This is a genomic window from Streptomyces sp. XD-27 (assembly GCF_030553055.1).
In the GTDB taxonomy this organism is placed as follows: Bacteria; Actinomycetota; Actinomycetes; order Streptomycetales; family Streptomycetaceae; genus Streptomyces.
This window is the reverse complement of the sequence record NZ_CP130713.1, coordinates 1998017-2014261: the sequence shown is the minus strand read 5'-3', so window position 1 is coordinate 2014261 and position 16245 is coordinate 1998017. Positions and strand designations below refer to the sequence as shown.

Here is a 16245-nt window from a genome sequence, read left to right as displayed (position 1 = left end):
AGACATGACGCAGCATCTCGCTGACCCCGCCGTCGCCACGGCAACCACCCCCGAACGCCGCGGCGGCAGCCGCGACTGGTGGAGAGACGCCGTGATCTACCAGGTCTACCCGCGCAGCTTCGCCGACGGCAACGGCGACGGCATGGGCGACCTCGAAGGCGTACGCAGCCGGCTGCCGTACCTCAGGGACCTGGGCGTCGACGCCGTCTGGCTCAGCCCCTTCTACGCGTCCCCGCAGGCCGACGCCGGATACGACGTCGCCGACTACCGCGCCATCGACCCGATGTTCGGCACCCTGCACGACGCCGACGCCGTCATCCGCGAGGCGCACGCCCTGGGCCTGCGGGTCATCGTGGACCTGGTGCCCAACCACTGCTCCGACCAGCACACCTGGTTCCGGCAGGCGCTGCAGGAAGGGCCCGGGTCGCCGCTGCGCGAGCGGTTCCACTTCCGCCCCGGCCGGGGGAGAACGGCGACGAGCCGCCCAACGACTGGGAGTCCATCTTCGGCGGCCCCGCCTGGACCCGGACCACGGACCCGGACGGCACGCCCGGCCAGTGGTACCTGCACCTGTTCGCCCCGAGCAGCCGGACTTCAACTGGGACCACCCGGCCGTCCGCGACGAGTTCCGCTCGATCCTGCGGTTCTGGCTCGACATGGGCACCGACGGCTTCCGCATCGACGTGGCGCACGGCCTGGTCAAGGCCGAGGGGCTGCCCGATCTCGGCCGCGGCGAGCAGCTGAGGCTGCTCGGCAACCAGGCCATGCCGTTCTTCGACCAGGACGGTGTCCACGAGATCTACCGCAGCTGGCGCACGATCCTGGACGAGTACGACGGCGACCGGATCGGGGTCGCCGAGGCGTGGACGCCCAGCCCCGAGCGCACCGCGCTCTACCTGCGGTCCGACGAGCTGCACCAGGCGTTCAACTTCCACTTCCTGGGCACGCCCTGGGACGCCGAGAAGATGCGCGCGGTCATCGACGAGTCGCTGGAGTCGATGCGCCCGGTGGGGGCGCCGACGACATGGGTGCTGTCCAACCACGACGTCGTACGGCACACCACCCGCTACGCCGAGGACAGCCCGGAGCAGGGGCTGCGGCGGGCGCGGGCGGCCGCGCTGCTGATGCTGGCGCTGCCCGGTTCCACGTACATCTACCAGGGCGAGGAGCTCGGCCTGCCCGAGGTCACCGACCTGCCCGACGAGGTCCGCCAGGATCCCTCCTTCTTCAGGGAGAACGGCCAGGACGGGCTGCGCGACGGCTGCCGGGTGCCGATCCCGTGGTCGGGTACGCAGGCACCGTACGGGTTCGGGCCCGAGCCGGGCGGTCCGAGCTGGCTGCCACAGCCCGACAGCTGGGCCGCGCTCAGCGTCGAGGCGCAGACCGGGGACCCCGGCTCCACCCTGGAGCTGTACCGCTCCGCCCTCGCCATCCGCCGGGCCCACGGTGACCTGGGCGCGGGCGAGTCCGTGGAATGGCTCGACGCGCCGCACGGCGTGCTGGCCTTCCGCCGCGGCGACGTCGTCTGCACCGTCAACACCACCAAGGCGCCGGTATCGATAGCCGTACCGGGCCGGGTGCTGCTGGCCAGCGGTGAACTGCCCGACGCGGGCGGCCCGTTCGAGCTGCCCGCGGACACCGCCGTGTGGTGGGCCGGGTGAGCGCACCGCCGTCACGCGATGACGGCCTGGCGGGAACGCCGCGGCTCGCCGACATCGCCGCCCAGGCGTCGGTGAGCGAAGCCACCGTCAGCCGGGTGCTGAACGGCAAGGCGGGGGTCGCGGGCAGCACCCGGCAGCGGGTCCTCGCCGCCCTCGACGTGCTCGGCTACGAACGGCCGGTGCGGCTGCGGCGGCGCAGCGCCGGTCTGGTGGGGTTGGTGATCCCTGAGCTCATCAACCCCATCTTCCCGGCGTTCGCGCAGGTCATCGAGCAGACGCTGGCCGGGCACGGCTATACGCCCGTGCTGTGCACCCAGATGCCCGGCGGGGCCACCGAGGACGAACTGGTCGAGCAGTTGGAGGAACGCGGGGTCACCGGCATCGTGTTCCTCTCCGGGCTGCACGCCGACACCACCGCCGACACCACCCGGTACGCGAAACTCGCCGCGCGCGGCGTCCCGTTCGTCATGATCAACGGATACAACCCGCGGGTCACCGCGCCGTTCGTGTCCCCGGACGACCGGGCGGCGGCGCGCATGGCGGTGGCGCATCTGGCCGCGCTGGGGCACGAGCGGATCGGGCTGGCCGTCGGCCCCGCCCGGTTCGTCCCCGCGCAGCGCAAGGGGGAGGGCTTCGTGGCGGCCATGGCCGAGTCCCTGGGCGCCGACGGCGAGCAGGCCCGTTCCCTGGTCCAGCACACCCTGTTCACCGTCGAGGGCGGACAGGTCGCGGCGGGCGCACTGCTCGACCAGGGGGTGACGGGCATCGTCTGCGGCAGCGACCTGATGGCGCTCGGCGCCGTACGCGAGGCATGGCGGCGCGGACTGAACGTGCCGCGGGACGTCTCGGTCGTCGGTTTCGACGACTCCCCGCTCATCCCCTTCACCGACCCGCCGCTGACCACCGTGCGGCAGCCGGTGCAGGCGATGGCCACCGCCGCGGTGGGGGCGCTGCTGGAGGCCGTCGAGGGCAATCCCGTGCAGCCCACGGAGTTCGTCTTCCAGCCCGACCTGGTGGTACGCGGCTCGACGGGGCAGGTGCGCCGGAGCGGTTGACGGGGGGCGTACGCCGGAGGGGGCGTACGTGCAAACCGGTCCGGCCGGCCGGGCGCGTGGGGTCCGCGTCGTGTGGCGCGGCCCCCCGGCCGGCCGGACCGGCGGCGTCGAACGTAACACCGTCGCAATCCTTTGCGAAAGGTCTTGCAACAAACAACTACCGGGGATACGGTCCGGTAACCGCGAATGAGCGATCGGCCGCTCGTTCGTCACGACCCTTCACTGGCCTTATGGGCATGGCGCGTTGCCGTACGAGGCTGAACGTCACCCCCAACTCCTTCCCCCCACGGAGGAACGATGGCCATCAGAACGCGTACCGCTGCCCTCGCCACCGCCCTCGCGGCGGGCGCCGCCACGCTGTGCGCCCTCCCTGCCCCGGCCGGGGCCGCCCCGCCCGGCGAAAAGGACGTCACCGCCGTCCTCTTCGAGTGGAAGTTCGCCTCGGTGGCCAAGGCGTGCACGGACACCCTGGGCCCGGCGGGCTACGGCTACGTCCAGGTCTCGCCGCCCCAGGAGCACGTCCAGGGCAGCCAGTGGTGGACCTCGTACCAGCCCGTCAGCTACAAGATCGCGGGTCGGCTCGGGGACCGCACCGCGTTCACGCGCATGGTCGACACCTGCCACGACGCGGGCGTCAAGGTCGTCGCCGACACCGTCATCAACCACATGACCTCGGGCTCCGGGACCGGCACCGGCGGCACCTCGTATACGAAGTACGCGTACCCCGGCGCCTACTCGGCCTCCGACATGGACGACTGCACGACGGAGATCACCGACTACAAGGACCGCGCCAACGTCCAGAACTGCGAGCTCGTCGGGCTCGCCGACCTCGACACCGGCGAGGACCGGGTGCGCGACCGGATCGCCGCCTACATGAACGACCTGCTCTCGCTCGGCGTCGACGGCTTCCGCGTCGACGCCGCCAAGCACATGCCCGCGGCCGACCTCGCCGCCATCAAGGCGAAGGTGGGCGACGGCGACACCTACTGGAAGCAGGAGGCCATCTACGGCGCCGGGGAGACCGTCTCGCCCAGCGAGTACCAGGGCACCGGGGACGTGCAGGAGTTCCGGTACGCCCGCGACCTCAAGCGGGTCTTCACCAACGAGAACCTCGCCTATCTGAAGAACTACGGCGAGGGCTGGGGCTACATGCCGTCGGGCAAGTCCGCCGTCTTCGTCGACAACCACGACACCGAGCGCGGCGGCGACACGCTGAACTACAAGGACGGCGCAAACTACACCCTCGCGAACGTCTTCATGCTGGCCTGGCCGTACGGCTCGCCCGACGTGCACTCCGGCTACGAGTGGAGCGACAAGGACGCCGGGCCGCCCAACGGCGGCACGGTGAACGCCTGCTTCAGCGACGGCTGGAAGTGCCAGCACGCCTGGCGCGAGATCTCCTCGATGGTCGCCTTCCGCAACACCGCCCGCGGCCAGGCGGTCACCAATTGGTGGGACAACGGCAACGACGCGATCGCCTTCGGGCGCGGCGACAAGGCGTACGTCGCCATCAACCACGAGACCGGCGCGCTGTCCCGCACCTTCCAGACGTCGCTGCCCGCGGGCACGTACTGCGACGTGCAGTCGGGCCGCAGCGTCGCGGTGAACGGCTCCGGCCAGTTCACCGCGACCCTGGGCGCCAACACGGCGGTCGCCCTGCACGTGGGAGCCCGCACCTGCGCCGGCTAGCCGCCGGTACCCCCGATCGGCCGCCCGGCGAACCACCCCGCCTCGCCGGGCGGCCCACCCGTACCCATCCTGACGAGGAGACGCAGTCTTGATCCGCTCACCGCGCCGGACGGCGATCACCGTCGCCGTCGCCCTGGCCACGGCGGTCATCCCCGCCGCACCGCACGCCCTCGCCGTCCCCGTGGCACGGGTCGCGGCGGCCCAGACGTCCGACCCGCCCGTCGACCTCACCAAGTCCAAGGCGCAGTGGATCGACCGCGACACCATCGCCTGGCGCACCGACCCCGCCGACGCCACCGGTCAGACACTCGCGTACGCGCCCGACGGCGGCATCGCCGTAGACAACGGCAAGCTGACCGGCGCGACCGGCCACCTGCGCCTGACCCCCGTCGACGGCGGCCTCACGGACGCCCAGCGCGCCGCCTACCCGCACCTGAAGGACCTCCCCGCCTACCGGATCGACCCGCGCGACCGCGACCGGGTCCGCCAGGCCCTGCGCGGTCAGCTCGTCGCCGCGCGGACGGACGCCGACGGCACCGTCACCGCGGCCACCGGAGTCCAGATCCCCGGCGCCCTGGACGACCTGTACGGGGACGCCGCCACGCGCGCCGCGCTCGGCCCCGTCTTCCGCGACGGCCGTCCGACCCTCGCCGTCTGGGCCCCCACCGCCCGCAACGTCGCGCTGGAGTTGGACGGCGGCAGGGCCGTTCCCATGCGCCGGGACGCCGACAGCGGCGTATGGCGGGTCACCGGGGACCGGAGCTGGCGAGGCAAGCCGTACCGCTACGCCGTCACCGTCTGGGCCCCCAGCGTCCGCCGGGTCGTCACCAACAAGGTCACCGACCCCTACTCCACCGCCCTGACCGCCGACTCCACCCGGAGCCTCGTCACCGACCTGCGCGACCCGGACCTGGCCCCCGGGGCTGGTCCACGCTGAATAAGCCACGGGCCGTGCCCGCCCGCGACGCGCAGATCCAGGAACTGCACATCCGCGACTTCTCCATCGCCGACCGCACCAGCGACCACCCCGGCGGCTACCTGGCCTTCACCGACCGGGGCTCGGACGGCATGAAGCACCTCGCCCGGCTCGCCGCGGCCGGCACGTCGTACGTCCACCTGCTCCCCGCCTTCGACTTCGGCACCGTCCCCGAGAACCGCGCCGACCAGGCCGAACCCGACTGCGACCTGGCCGCGCTGCCCGCCGACTCCGAGCGGCAGCAGGAGTGCACGGCGGCCGTCGCCGCCAAGGACGGCTTCAACTGGGGCTACGACCCGCTGCACTACACCGTCCCCGAGGGGTCTTACGCGACGAACCCGGACGGTCCGGGCCGCACCCGTGAATTCCGGCGGATGGTCCAGGGCCTCAATCGCACCGGCCTGCGCACCGTCATGGACGTCGTCTACAACCACACCGTGGCCGCCGGCCAGGACGAGAAGTCCGTCCTCGACCGCATCGTGCCCGGCTACTACCACCGCCTCCTCGACGACGGCGCCGTCGCCACCTCCACCTGCTGCGCCAACACCGCGCCCGAGCACCGCATGATGGACAAGCTCATCGTCGACTCGGTGGTGACCTGGGCCAGGGAGTACAAGGTCGACGGCTTCCGCTTCGACCTCATGGGGCACCACCCCAAGGCCAACATCCTCGCTGTACGCAAGGCCCTCGACGCCCTGACCATGGAGAAGGACGGCGTCGACGGCAAGGCGGTCATCCTCTACGGCGAGGGCTGGAACTTCGGCGAGGTCGCGAACGACGCCCGCTTCGTGCAGGCCACCCAGCGCAACATGGCGGGCACCGGCATCGCCACCTTCAGCGACCGGGCCCGCGACGCGGTGCGCGGCGGCGGCCCGTTCGACGAGGACCCGCGCGTCCAGGGCTTCGCCTCCGGTCTGTACACCGACCCCAACGGCGCGCCCGCGAACGGCGACCCGGCGCAGGCGAAGGCCCGCCTGCTCCACTACCAGGACCTGATCAAGGTCGGACTGAGCGGCAACCTCAGGGACTTCTCCTTCACCGACACCCGCGGGCAGCGCGTCAAGGGCTCCGACGTCGACTACAACGGCTCCCCGGCCGGCTACGCCGCCGACCCCGGCGACGCCCTCGCCTACGCCGACGCCCACGACAACGAGACTCTCTACGACGCCCTCGCCTTCAAACTCCCGCAGGGCACCTCCGCCGCCGACCGCGCCCGCATGCAGGTCCTGGCCATGGCCACCGCGGCGCTCTCCCAGGGCCCGGCGCTCAGCCAGGCCGGCACCGACCTGCTGCGCTCGAAGTCGCTGGACCGCAACTCCTACGACAGCGGCGACTGGTTCAACGCCCTGCACTGGCGGTGCCAGGACGGCAACGGCTTCGGCCGCGGGCTGCCCCCGGCCGCCGACAACCGGCCCAAGTGGCCGTACGGCAAGCCCTTGCTGGCCGACCCGGCACTGCGCCCCGGCTGCGCGGAGACCACCGGCGCCTCGGCCGCGTACCGGGACCTACTGCGGATCCGTACGACGGAGAAGGCGTTCAGCCAGGCCACGACCGCCCAGGTGCAGTCCGCGCTGTCCTTCCCGCTCTCCGGCACGGACGAGACGCCGGGCGTGATCACCATGCGCCTCGGACCGCTCGTCGTGGTCTTCAACGCCACCCCGGAGCGGCAGCGCCAGACGGTGCCCGCTCTCGTGGGGGAGCGGTACGGGCTGCACCCGGTGCAGGCGGCCGGCGCGGACGCGGTGGTGAAGACCTCCTCGTACGAGGCGGATTCCGGCACCTTCGCGGTCCCGGCCCGCACCGTGGCGGTCTTCGCCCGCGGCTAGGTCCCGAAGGGCTCCTGGGCCCGCGGCTCGCCCCGCGGGCTCAGGGAGCCGTCTGCGGGACGAGGCCGATCAGCCGGGTCGCCAGCTCGGCGAGCGGCCCGGCCGGCGGCTCCTCCGCCAGCATCCGGCGCAGCAGCTCCGCCACGCCGTCGTCGTACGCGGCGCTGACCGCCGTCAGCGCCGCGAAGTCGTGCACCAACTGCCGCTCCAGCTCCCCGCGCGGCACCCGGCGGCCGTCCAGCCACAGCAGCGCCGTGGTCTCGGCGTGCGACACCCACGAACGGACCAGCAGCTCCACGCGGGGCGAGGGCTCCGCGATCCCCAGGTGCCGCAGGATCTGCTCGTACCCCTCCTGCCGTACGCGCTCGATGATCGCGCTCGTACTGCTGCTGCCCACCGCCGGGCCGCCGCGCATCAGCGCCGAGAAGCCCGGCCCGTGCTCGTCCACGAAGTCGAAGAACCGGTGCGTGACGCGCAGCAGCCGCGCGCCCAACGGGCCCTCCTGCGGCTCCTGGAAGCGGCCCTCCAACTCCTGCGCCGCCCGCCGCACCGCCGCCTCGTACAGGCTCTGCTTGCCCGGGAAGTAGTGGTAGACCAGCGGTCGCGATATCCCCGCGGCCTCCGCTATCTCGTCGATCGAGACGTCCTCGGGCGCGCGGTGGCTGAACAGCTCCAGCGCGACCGAGATCAGCTGCTCGCGTCGCTCCTGAACGCCCATTCTCCGGCGCACTCCGCTCGTCATGCACCCACTCTAATGACCGAAGGTGAACGGGCCCGCGACGATACGGCTCACAGGTCCAGGACGAGACGGTCCCCGCAGGCCCGCGAGACGCAGATCAGCATCGAGCCGGCGCGCTCGGAGTCCGTCAGCAGCTCGTCGCGGTGGTCGACCTCGCCGGAGACCACCGACTGCCGGCAGGTGCCGCAGAAGCCCTGCTGACAGGAGTACGGCAGGTCGGGCAGCGCCCGTTCGCGGAGGGCGGCCAGCACACTCTGCCCGGCGGGCACCGCCACCATGCGGCCGCTGCGCCGCAACTCGACCTCGAACGCGCGCTCCCCGCCCGCGCCCGGGGCCACCGGCGTGAACCGCTCGGTGTGCAACTCGGCGCCCTCGGGAAGCAGTTCGGCGACCGCCGCCATCAGCGGCTCGGGCCCGCAGGTGTAGACCGCGCGGTCGCGCGGCGCCTCGGCGAGCGCGGCGGCCGGATCCGGCAGCCCGTCGGTGTCCTCGGCCACGATCCGCACCCGGCCCGAACCACCCGCGGCGCCCAGCTTCTCGACCTCGTCCAGGAACGGCATCGTCGCCCGCGACCGCCCCCCGTAGAGCAGCGTCCACGGCACACCCGCCGCCTCGGCCGCCCGCAGCATCGGCAGGATCGGGGTGATACCGATGCCGCCCGCGATGAACACGTAGGCACGGCCGGCCACCAGCGGGAAGCGGTTGCGCGGACCGCGCACCGTCACCGCCGTGCCCTCGTGCAGTTGCTCGTGCACCTCCCGCGAGCCGCCCCGGCCGTCCTCGACGAGCCGGACGGCGACGGTGTACGAGGAGCGGTCGGCCGGATCGCCGCAGAGCGAGTACTGCCGCACCGCGCCCGAGGGCAGCACCAGGTCCACATGCGCGCCCGGCTCCCAACGGGGCAGCTCCTCGCCCTCCAGGCGGAGCCGTACGACGCCGTCGGCCTCCTCGGCGCGCTCCACCACGAGCAGCTCGCGGCCGTCGCCGGTCCGCCGCCGCCCGACCCCCGATATGGGCTCCGGCAGCGCGGGGAAGGGCCACAGCGGAGACGCCTTGATCCGTCGCCGCAGGGACCGCCGCGCCAGCAGCGCGGTCCCGGCGACCAGCAGGGCCGTGCGGGCGCGGGGCAGGGGCATGTCAGGAACCTCCGGTGGTGCGGGCGTCGGCGGTACGGGCCTCGCTGCCGGCACGGGTACGGGCGTCGGCGGCCAGCGCGGCGGGCGACCCGGCCAGGTACGCGGCGGCCTGCGCCGAACTGCCGTGCCGCGACGGGTGGTACGAACGGCTGAGGTACTGCGGGATCGAGCGCGCCATGGCACCGGGGTGCGGCAGCACGCCCTCCCGTCCGGCGCGCAGCAGCTCCTTGAAGCTCGCCCTGCCGTCGCCGTCGGCCAACGTCGGATCGTTCTCCATGAAGAAGCGCACCCCGCGCTGCCACAGGAAGACCAGCGCGCCGAACGCGGTGGCCCAGGTCCGCACCCGGCGCCGGTAGCCGCCGTCGACGTGCAGGAACAGGTCGAAGGCCACCGAGCGGTGCTCGACCTCCTCGGCGCCGTGCCAGCGCAGCAGGTCCAGCATCATCGGGTCGGCGCCCTTGCGGTCCAGCGCCTGGGCATTGAGGACCCAGTCCCCGAGGAACGCCGTGTAGTGCTCGATCGCCGCGATGATGGCGACCCGCTCCAGCAGCCACCACCGGCTCGCCCGGCCCGGCGGCAGCGTCCGGTCCCCGAGCAGCTTCTCGAACATCCAGTCCACCTGCGCGGTGTACGGCGTGGGGTCCAGGCCCAGCTCGCGCAGGTGCGGCAGCACGTCGTCGTGCGCCTTCGCGTGCATCGCCTCCTGGCCGATGAACCCGATGACGTCCTCGCGCAGTGCGTCGTCCCGGATGAAGGGCAGGATCTGCTTGTACACATGCACGAACCAGCGTTCGCCTGCCGGGAGCAGCAGGTGCAACACGTTGATCGTGTGGGTCGCGCACGGGTCGCCCGGGATCCAGTGCAGCGGCGTGTCCGCCCACGCGAAGGAGACGTTGCGGGCACGCAGCGGGGTGTGCTCCGACGCTATCGGAGCGGGCTGCGCCTTCGCCTTGTTAGACATGGTGTCAATGTACTGGCCGGTTCTCTTCCGGCAACAGGCTCGTGCGGCGAACTTTTCGCACGGGAGGGAGGCGGCTGCCCGCGGCTGACCCCAGGGCAGGACCGCTCAGCGCAGCGGCCTGATCAGCCTGCCGTCCGCCAGCCGGGCCCGCAGCCTCGGGCGGGCCCCCGCCTCGGCGGGCAGTGCCAGCACCCGCCCCGCCTCCGCCCCCGTCACCGCGCCGCCGGCCGCGATCGACGTGACCTGGCGGCTGCCCGCCGCCATCACGTACCACTGGCCGCCCCGCGCCTTCCACAGCACGCCCGCCAGCACCCGCGGCTGCCGCGGCCCGCACGCGGCCGTGTCGTCCGCCACCGCCGCGACCATGCCCGGCGCGCTCGGCTTCGCCGCAGGGGCTGGAACTCCGCCAGCACGCTGCTGCCCCTGCCCCGCCAGGTCTCCACGCGCACGCACGCCCACGCCGCGCTGCCGGTCCCGTCGGGCAGCGGCTGCGCCGCGAACCGCCAGGAGTTCACGCTGCGCACCCCGCGCGAGGTCACCGCCGACAGCTTGCACGCCGTACGGGCCCAGCTCGCGCGTGCCTGCGCGCCCGCCGCCTCGCCCGGCGCGCCCGGCGGCCCGTACGTCAGCCGGGCCGGGATCAGGTCCCCGAGGTCGGTGACCACATACCGGCCGAACTGCAGCGCGCGCCAGCTCTCGCAGCCCCCGAGCGGGCCGCGGGGCTGGCCACGGGCGCCGTCACCCCGCTGGCCGAGCGCGCCAGGGCCCGCGCGGGATCGGTGGGCCGCAGCAGGTCCCGAACCGCCGCGTGCCGCACCCAAGGGGCGGTGAGGAAACGGACCTCGCCCTCGGCCCGGTCGACGACCAGCGCCGTGGTGGAGGCCGCGTTCCCGGCGTCCGCCCGCGCGAAGTCCAGCACCGCGCCGCCGCCCGCCACCTCGGCGTACCGCACCACGCGCAGCCCGTCGTGCAGCAGCACCACCGTCGAGCCGTCCACGTCATCGGCGAACAGCAGCTGCGGCGGCCCGGCGGGCGGCCCCGACGAGGTGCCGGGCGCCGCCGTCACCCGCACCCGGTCGCCCGGCCGCGCCCACGCCGCCAGCGCGCGGCGCAGCAGCGCCGTGTCGGCCAACCGGCCGCCGCGCGCCGGCCACGCCGCGAAGTCCGCCCGGGTCGCCTTCCGCCACGCGGTGGGGGAGACCCGGGTCAGCCGCGCGGGGTCCAGGGCCTGTTCGACGGCGGGATACGGGGCGTACCGCCCGGCCATCCGGCCGTTCGGCCCCCAGCCCTCGCCCGGCACCCCGAGCAGCGCGCCGCACACCACCAGCGCCACGCCGCCCACCAGCGCGGCCCGCACGTGCTGCCGCCGCCGCAGCAGGTCCGTCGGCCGCGCCTGGAGCAGGCACGGGTCGAACTCCGCGGACTCCAGCGGTGATCCGTCCCGGCTGCCCGCCGGGTCGCGCACCGTGTCCGCCTCGGTCAGCGCGGCCCGCGGATCACTCACCCCGGCGGCCGTCAGCAGCTCCCGGACCTCGGTGTCGGTCAACTCTTCCAGCCCGCGCAGCACATAGGCCGCCCGGCCGGGCCCGGTCAGCGCCGACAGCGCCTGGTCCAGGGCGAGTTCGTCCGCGCCACCGGAGCGCGGGAACAGCCGCAGCCCCCACACCTGCGGCAGCAGCGGCGGCAGTTGGGCCCGCCGCGGCAGCCGCCAGAACCGGCGCCCCCGCCCGGCCTCCAGCGCGCCGCGCACCACCCGCAGCCGCACATACGCGTACGCCGGGTCCGTGGGCAGCCCCTCGGCCGTCCGCTGCTCCGGCAGATACACCTCGCCGCCGCCCGGCCGCAGCCGCGGCAGCGCCCGCTGCGTCAGCGCGTGCGCCGTCAGCACCCGGCGGTTGCGCGCCGTACCGGGCGGAAGGATCAGGTAGCCGAGGCGCACCAGCCGCGGGTAGTGCTCGACGATGGCGGCCTCGGCCTGCTCGACGTCGACGGACCCGAAGGGCCCGGGGAGGGGGGCTGTCGCCTGCTGCTGGTCCACGACCCGTAGAACGAGTCACGGGGCGAGATGGTCACCAAGTGCCGTTGGTCCGTGGCCGGGGCATCTGCCGCTTCTGGACGGTCTTGCCGGAGGCTGACGGGCTCCATCACACTCAAGGCTCCGTTCCAGCCGCCGCATCGGATCCGCGTGTTCGGGAGGACGACTGTGGACTTGCCGCGTCATGTGTCAGTGATCGATTCACCTGAGCGTCTCGACGACGTGGTCGCCAAAGTGGTCCAGGAGTGTCAGAACGGGCTGCCGGACCGGGCCCTTCGGCTACCGGCCGACGTGAGATGGCAGGACGTGCGGGAACGTGTCACCGCGTACGCGCGGCGGATCGAAGCCCCGTGCACGGGCGGGGAGGGCCGCCTCGAACTCACGGTTCCCCGCGCCGTGGTGACGGTCGAGCGGCTGGCGGAGGGCGCCCTGGTCCGCGGCCGTCGCGTCGGGGCCCGTGGACAGAGCACCGGACCGGCGTCCGCGCGGCGCGGCGGCGCGTCATCGGTGATCGGCGGCGCGTCACCGATGACCGGCAGCGCGTCACTGGTGGCCCGCGACCCGTTACCGGTGGCGCGGGAGGCGGCCGAGGTGTGGCAGCTCGCCGAGCGGCTGACCGGCCTCCTGCCCGGCGCCGGGCCGCTGCCCCCGGGCGCGGAGGCCCTGCTCGAGGGGGCGCTCAAACACGAGAGCTGGCTGGTCGCCACGCTCGCCTGCGACGTGCTCAACCGGACCGGCGTCCCGGCGGTTCCGCAGTTCGTCCGCGACCACGACCCGTGCCCCGCCGGCCGGCACGGCGAGCCCGCACGTCCGCGCCGCCGCCCGGCGGACGGCGGCGACGGCAGCTTCACGGAGCGGTGGGAGGCGCGCATCAGCGTCGACGAGTACGCGCTCTTCGAGGCCACGCACCCGGCATACGCGCTCCAGATGGTCGAGTTGGGCCGCAGCGTACGGGCCCATTGCCGCACGCCGCCTCCCACCGTGCTCGACGTGGGCAGCGGGCCCGGCCTGCCGACGGTGATGCTCGCCGAGATGTTCCCGGGCGCCCGGATCGACGCGGTCGAGCCCAGCCCGGCCGCCTTCCCCCACCTGCTGCGCAACGCCGCACGGCACTCGATCACCGCGTACAACGCGGGAATCGCCGACTTCGCGGGAGCGCGGGACTATCCCGTGACGGTGTCGGTCGGCGCCTCGCACCACCTGGACACCCGCGTGTTCCTGAGGGGGCTCAAGCGGCACACGGCGCCGGGCGGCCTGATCGTGGTCGCGGACGAGATGATCGCGCCCTTCACGACGGTCGCCGAGCGGACGCGGGCCATCATCGACCATCACTTCACCTACATCGACCAGGCCCTCGCCCACATTCAGGAGGAGGATCTCCCGCCGGCCGAGCGGCGGCGCCTGCGGGCCCTGCGCGACCCGGGAAGGCGGTCGCCGGAGCGGCTGCACGCGCTCCTGGCGGAGACGCGCCGGGACCGCCTCTTCCACGCCGGGGACTCCAGCCCGTGGCAGCGCGTGCGCTTCTGCGTGCTGGAGCTGGAGGCGCTGGTGGCCGGCGTCGACTACGACGTCGAACGCAAGACCTACCCGGAGAACTTCATCGCCCTGGCCGCGGACGAGGGGCTGGAGCTCGTCGAACACCACCGCGTGCACGCCACCGTGGGAGACCGCGACCTCGACGCGGGCACGCACGTTATCGCAATGCGTCATTCCGGCCGCCGCCTGTAGCCACGAGGACACCGTGACCGAAGCCCACCGCCGCCCCCTGGCGCGCATCCACATCGAGAGCCGCGAGTGCAGCGCCCAGGTGCTGGAGCGCCTGACCGGTGCGACCTACTTCCCCGAACGTCTGCTGGGTCCGGCGATCGTCGCCACCGTCTGCCGCGCCGGGGGACACCTGCTCTACGTCACGGCCCCGCCCATGGCCGACGCGGACGAGCAGCTGGACTACTACCTGACCCTCCTGACCGGCGGCCTCGACGACGCCGACGCGGGCGCGCGGCAGAGCGCACGTGACCGCGTCCGCATCGTGCCGCTCGACGACGACTCCTCCCGCTGGCTGAGCGAGAAGGTCCTCGACCCCGCCAACCCGCAGGCGGCCTCCGTACGGCGGGCGTTGCGCGCGTTCGTGGACGACCAGCGGAGCGCGGGAGCCGATGTCCGGCTGAGCTACTTCGAGCCGTCCGAGCCACTCGAACAACTCGCCCGCGACCTGGGCGTACCCGGCAGCCAGGCGTCGTCCGCCTGCATCCCGCTGGCCACCAAGCACGCGGGCCGCCGGATCCTCGCCGCCGCGGGCATCCCGCTGCCCGCGGGGACCGACCTGTGCCACGACCTCGCCGCGCTCGCAGCCGAAGTGGCCAAGCTCGTGCGGGCGGGGCACCGCAAGGTCGTGCTGAAGCTGAACAGCACCGCCTACGGTGGCGGGCTCGGCAACGCCCTGCTCGCACTGGACGAGGCCGTCACCTCCGCGCCGGACGACGCTGTGGACAAGCTGGTCGCGGATGCCCTGCCCCACGCCACCCTGGTGGACACCAAGATCACCTGGGACGACTTCGTCGCCCTCATGAAGGACTCCGGCGCGATCGCGGAGGAGCTGCTCGAAGGGACCCCGATGCTCAGCCCGAGCTTCCAGGGCCGGCTGACCGGCACCGGCGAGGCACAGGCCGTCTCCACCCATGACCAGGTCTTCGGCGCGAGCGGCCAGAGCTACATCGGATGCACCTTCCCGGCCCACGCGGACTACCGGGCGCAGATCATCGACTACGGACTGCGCGTGGGCCAGGTCCTGCTGGAGCACGGCGTGGACCGCGGGGACTACGGGGTCGACTTCCTCGCCCTGCGCTCGGGATCCGGCTGGCGGCTGCTCGGTTGCGAGGTCAACCTGCGGGCCACGGGCACGAAGCACGCCTTCGCCATGGCCGCCGCGCTCCTCGGCGCGGCCCCGGCGGACGACGGGCGCCTCCTGGTGGAGGGCACCGAGTACGTCTACGAGGCGTCGGACGGCATCATGGACCTCCGGTACGTGGGGCTCCGCCCCGCACAGCTGATCCGCGCCGTCACCGACTCGCCCCTCGCGTACGACCCGGTCCGCAGAACCGGCGTGGTGCTGCACATGATGAGCCCGGTCGTCCGGTACGGGAAGTTCGGTGCCCTGTGCATCGGCACCGACCGCGCCCACGCGGCCGCGCTCATGCGGCGACTGCGCGAACTCGTCGACGCCCTGGCCCCGGGGAGTTAGCGGGGCCGGTGCGGCGCCGGGCCGCAGCAGCCCCGCAGCGCCTCCACCGCCGCCCGCCCCGCCGTGCCGATCGCCGCGTCGAGGTCGGGGCGCCGGTCGCGGAGGTCAGCGGTCTCGGTGAAGACGGAGACGGCATAGCGGCCGCCATCCGGGTACGTGACGACGCCGATCTCGTTCCGTACGCCGAGCAGCGTGCCCGTCTTGGCGGCGACCGCCACGTCCTCCGGAAACGCCGCCGCCAGGCGATGCCAGCTGACCTGGTGGGCCATCAGCGCGCGGACCTGCGCGCAGGCCCCCGGCGGACCGGCCCGGTCGGTCCAGACGAGGGAGAGCAGGCGGGTCATCTCGCGGGCGGTGCTGCCGTTGGTGTGCCGAGGGTCCCTGACCCGCAGGGCCCGCAGGCGCGCGGGGGAGAGGGCCGGATACACGGCGGCGAACGCGGCCGGGTCCGCCGCGCCGACGTCCTCCATCATGCTCCGCAGGAGCGCGCGGGGAGAGCCGACGATCCGCGTACGGGACAGGCCCAGCTCCCTGACGAGCAGCCGCACCGTGTCGACGCCCACCCGCTCGAACAGCACGTCAGCCGCCGAGTTGTCGCTGACCGACAGGGCGAACCCGGCCAGGTCCCGCAGGCTCATCTCCACATCGTCCAGACAGCCCGCCGTGCCCGTCCCGCCCAGCCGGTCGGCCCGCCGCACCACCGCCCGCTCCGCCGGGTCCAGCTGCCCGTGGGCGACCTGCCGGGCGAACTCCAGCACCAGCGGCACCTTGACGACCGAGGCCAGCACCACCGGCTCGTCCGCCCGGAGCCCGGTCTGGCGGCCGCAGTCCACGCACGCCGCGTGCAGCCTGAGCCGCGCCCCCAGGGCGGTGACCGCCTCGTCGATCTCCGCGTTGTTCGTCCCGCCGATCAGCTCGTCCACCGC

General features: G+C 73.6%; 7 protein-coding genes and 4 pseudogenes. 6 read left to right on the top strand and 5 right to left on the bottom strand.

Annotation, left to right across the window (positions count from 1 at the left end; translation table 11 throughout):
* Positions 1-4 precede the first annotated feature (4 nt).
* From Q3Y56_RS08595 to pulA, 4 genes and pseudogenes are all read left to right on the top strand, one after another.
* Positions 5-1661, top strand: a pseudogene (locus Q3Y56_RS08595) (glycoside hydrolase family 13 protein).
* Entirely contained in the window at positions 1649-2716 is a 1068-nt protein-coding gene (locus Q3Y56_RS08590) for a LacI family DNA-binding transcriptional regulator (RefSeq protein ID WP_304461355.1), read from the top strand. The pseudogene Q3Y56_RS08595 and the gene Q3Y56_RS08590 overlap by 13 nt, the downstream one beginning before the upstream one ends.
* Before the next feature lie 297 nt (positions 2717-3013).
* Positions 3014-4402, top strand: a pseudogene (locus Q3Y56_RS08585) (alpha-amylase family protein); the annotation flags it as partial.
* 91 nt (positions 4403-4493) lie between these two features.
* A pseudogene (gene pulA, locus Q3Y56_RS08580) lies at positions 4494-7207 on the top strand (pullulanase-type alpha-1,6-glucosidase).
* A 40-nt stretch (positions 7208-7247) separates the two neighbouring features.
* Here pulA and Q3Y56_RS08575 read toward each other — a convergent pair.
* The 4 genes and pseudogenes from Q3Y56_RS08575 to Q3Y56_RS08560 all read right to left on the bottom strand — a co-directional run bounded on the left by Q3Y56_RS08575 (position 7248) and on the right by Q3Y56_RS08560 (position 12081).
* Positions 7248-7949, bottom strand: coding sequence for a TetR/AcrR family transcriptional regulator (locus Q3Y56_RS08575; RefSeq protein WP_304461354.1), 702 nt, complete (start codon positions 7947-7949; stop codon positions 7248-7250).
* A gap of 47 nt (positions 7950-7996) precedes the next feature.
* Positions 7997-9082, bottom strand: a complete 1086-nt coding sequence (locus Q3Y56_RS08570) for a PDR/VanB family oxidoreductase (RefSeq protein ID WP_304461353.1) — start codon at positions 9080-9082, stop codon at positions 7997-7999.
* A 1-nt stretch (position 9083) separates the two neighbouring features.
* On the bottom strand, positions 9084-10043 hold the full coding sequence (locus Q3Y56_RS08565; protein WP_304461352.1) for a metal-dependent hydrolase: 960 nt from the start codon (positions 10041-10043) through the stop codon (positions 9084-9086).
* Between the two features lie 105 nt (positions 10044-10148).
* Positions 10149-12081: pseudogene (locus tag Q3Y56_RS08560) on the bottom strand (hypothetical protein).
* A gap of 303 nt (positions 12082-12384) precedes the next feature.
* Between Q3Y56_RS08560 and Q3Y56_RS08555 the strand changes: the two are divergent.
* Together Q3Y56_RS08555 and Q3Y56_RS08550 are read left to right on the top strand one after the other, a co-directional pair.
* On the top strand, positions 12385-13806 hold the full coding sequence (locus Q3Y56_RS08555) for a trans-aconitate 2-methyltransferase (protein ID WP_304461351.1): 1422 nt from the start codon (positions 12385-12387) through the stop codon (positions 13804-13806).
* A gap of 13 nt (positions 13807-13819) precedes the next feature.
* Entirely contained in the window at positions 13820-15319 is a 1500-nt protein-coding gene (locus tag Q3Y56_RS08550) for a peptide ligase PGM1-related protein (RefSeq protein WP_304461350.1), read from the top strand.
* Here Q3Y56_RS08550 and Q3Y56_RS08545 read toward each other — a convergent pair.
* The gene (locus Q3Y56_RS08545; RefSeq protein ID WP_304465520.1) at positions 15316-16167 is read right to left on the bottom strand and encodes a serine hydrolase; all 852 of its coding nucleotides are present in this window, start codon (positions 16165-16167) and stop codon (positions 15316-15318) included. The genes Q3Y56_RS08550 and Q3Y56_RS08545 overlap by 4 nt on opposite strands.
* Positions 16168-16245 lie beyond the last annotated feature (78 nt).

Bases quoted from the DNA above. Each gene is read 5' to 3' on its own strand.
- Q3Y56_RS08575 (WP_304461354.1), bottom strand. From the start codon at position 7,949: ATGACGAGCGGAGTGCGCCGGAGAATGGGCGTTCAGGAGCGACGCGAG.
- Q3Y56_RS08565 (WP_304461352.1), bottom strand. From the start codon at position 10,043: ATGTCTAACAAGGCGAAGGCGCAGCCCGCTCCGATAGCGTCGGAGCAC.
- Q3Y56_RS08570 (WP_304461353.1), bottom strand. From the start codon at position 9,082: ATGCCCCTGCCCCGCGCCCGCACGGCCCTGCTGGTCGCCGGGACCGCG.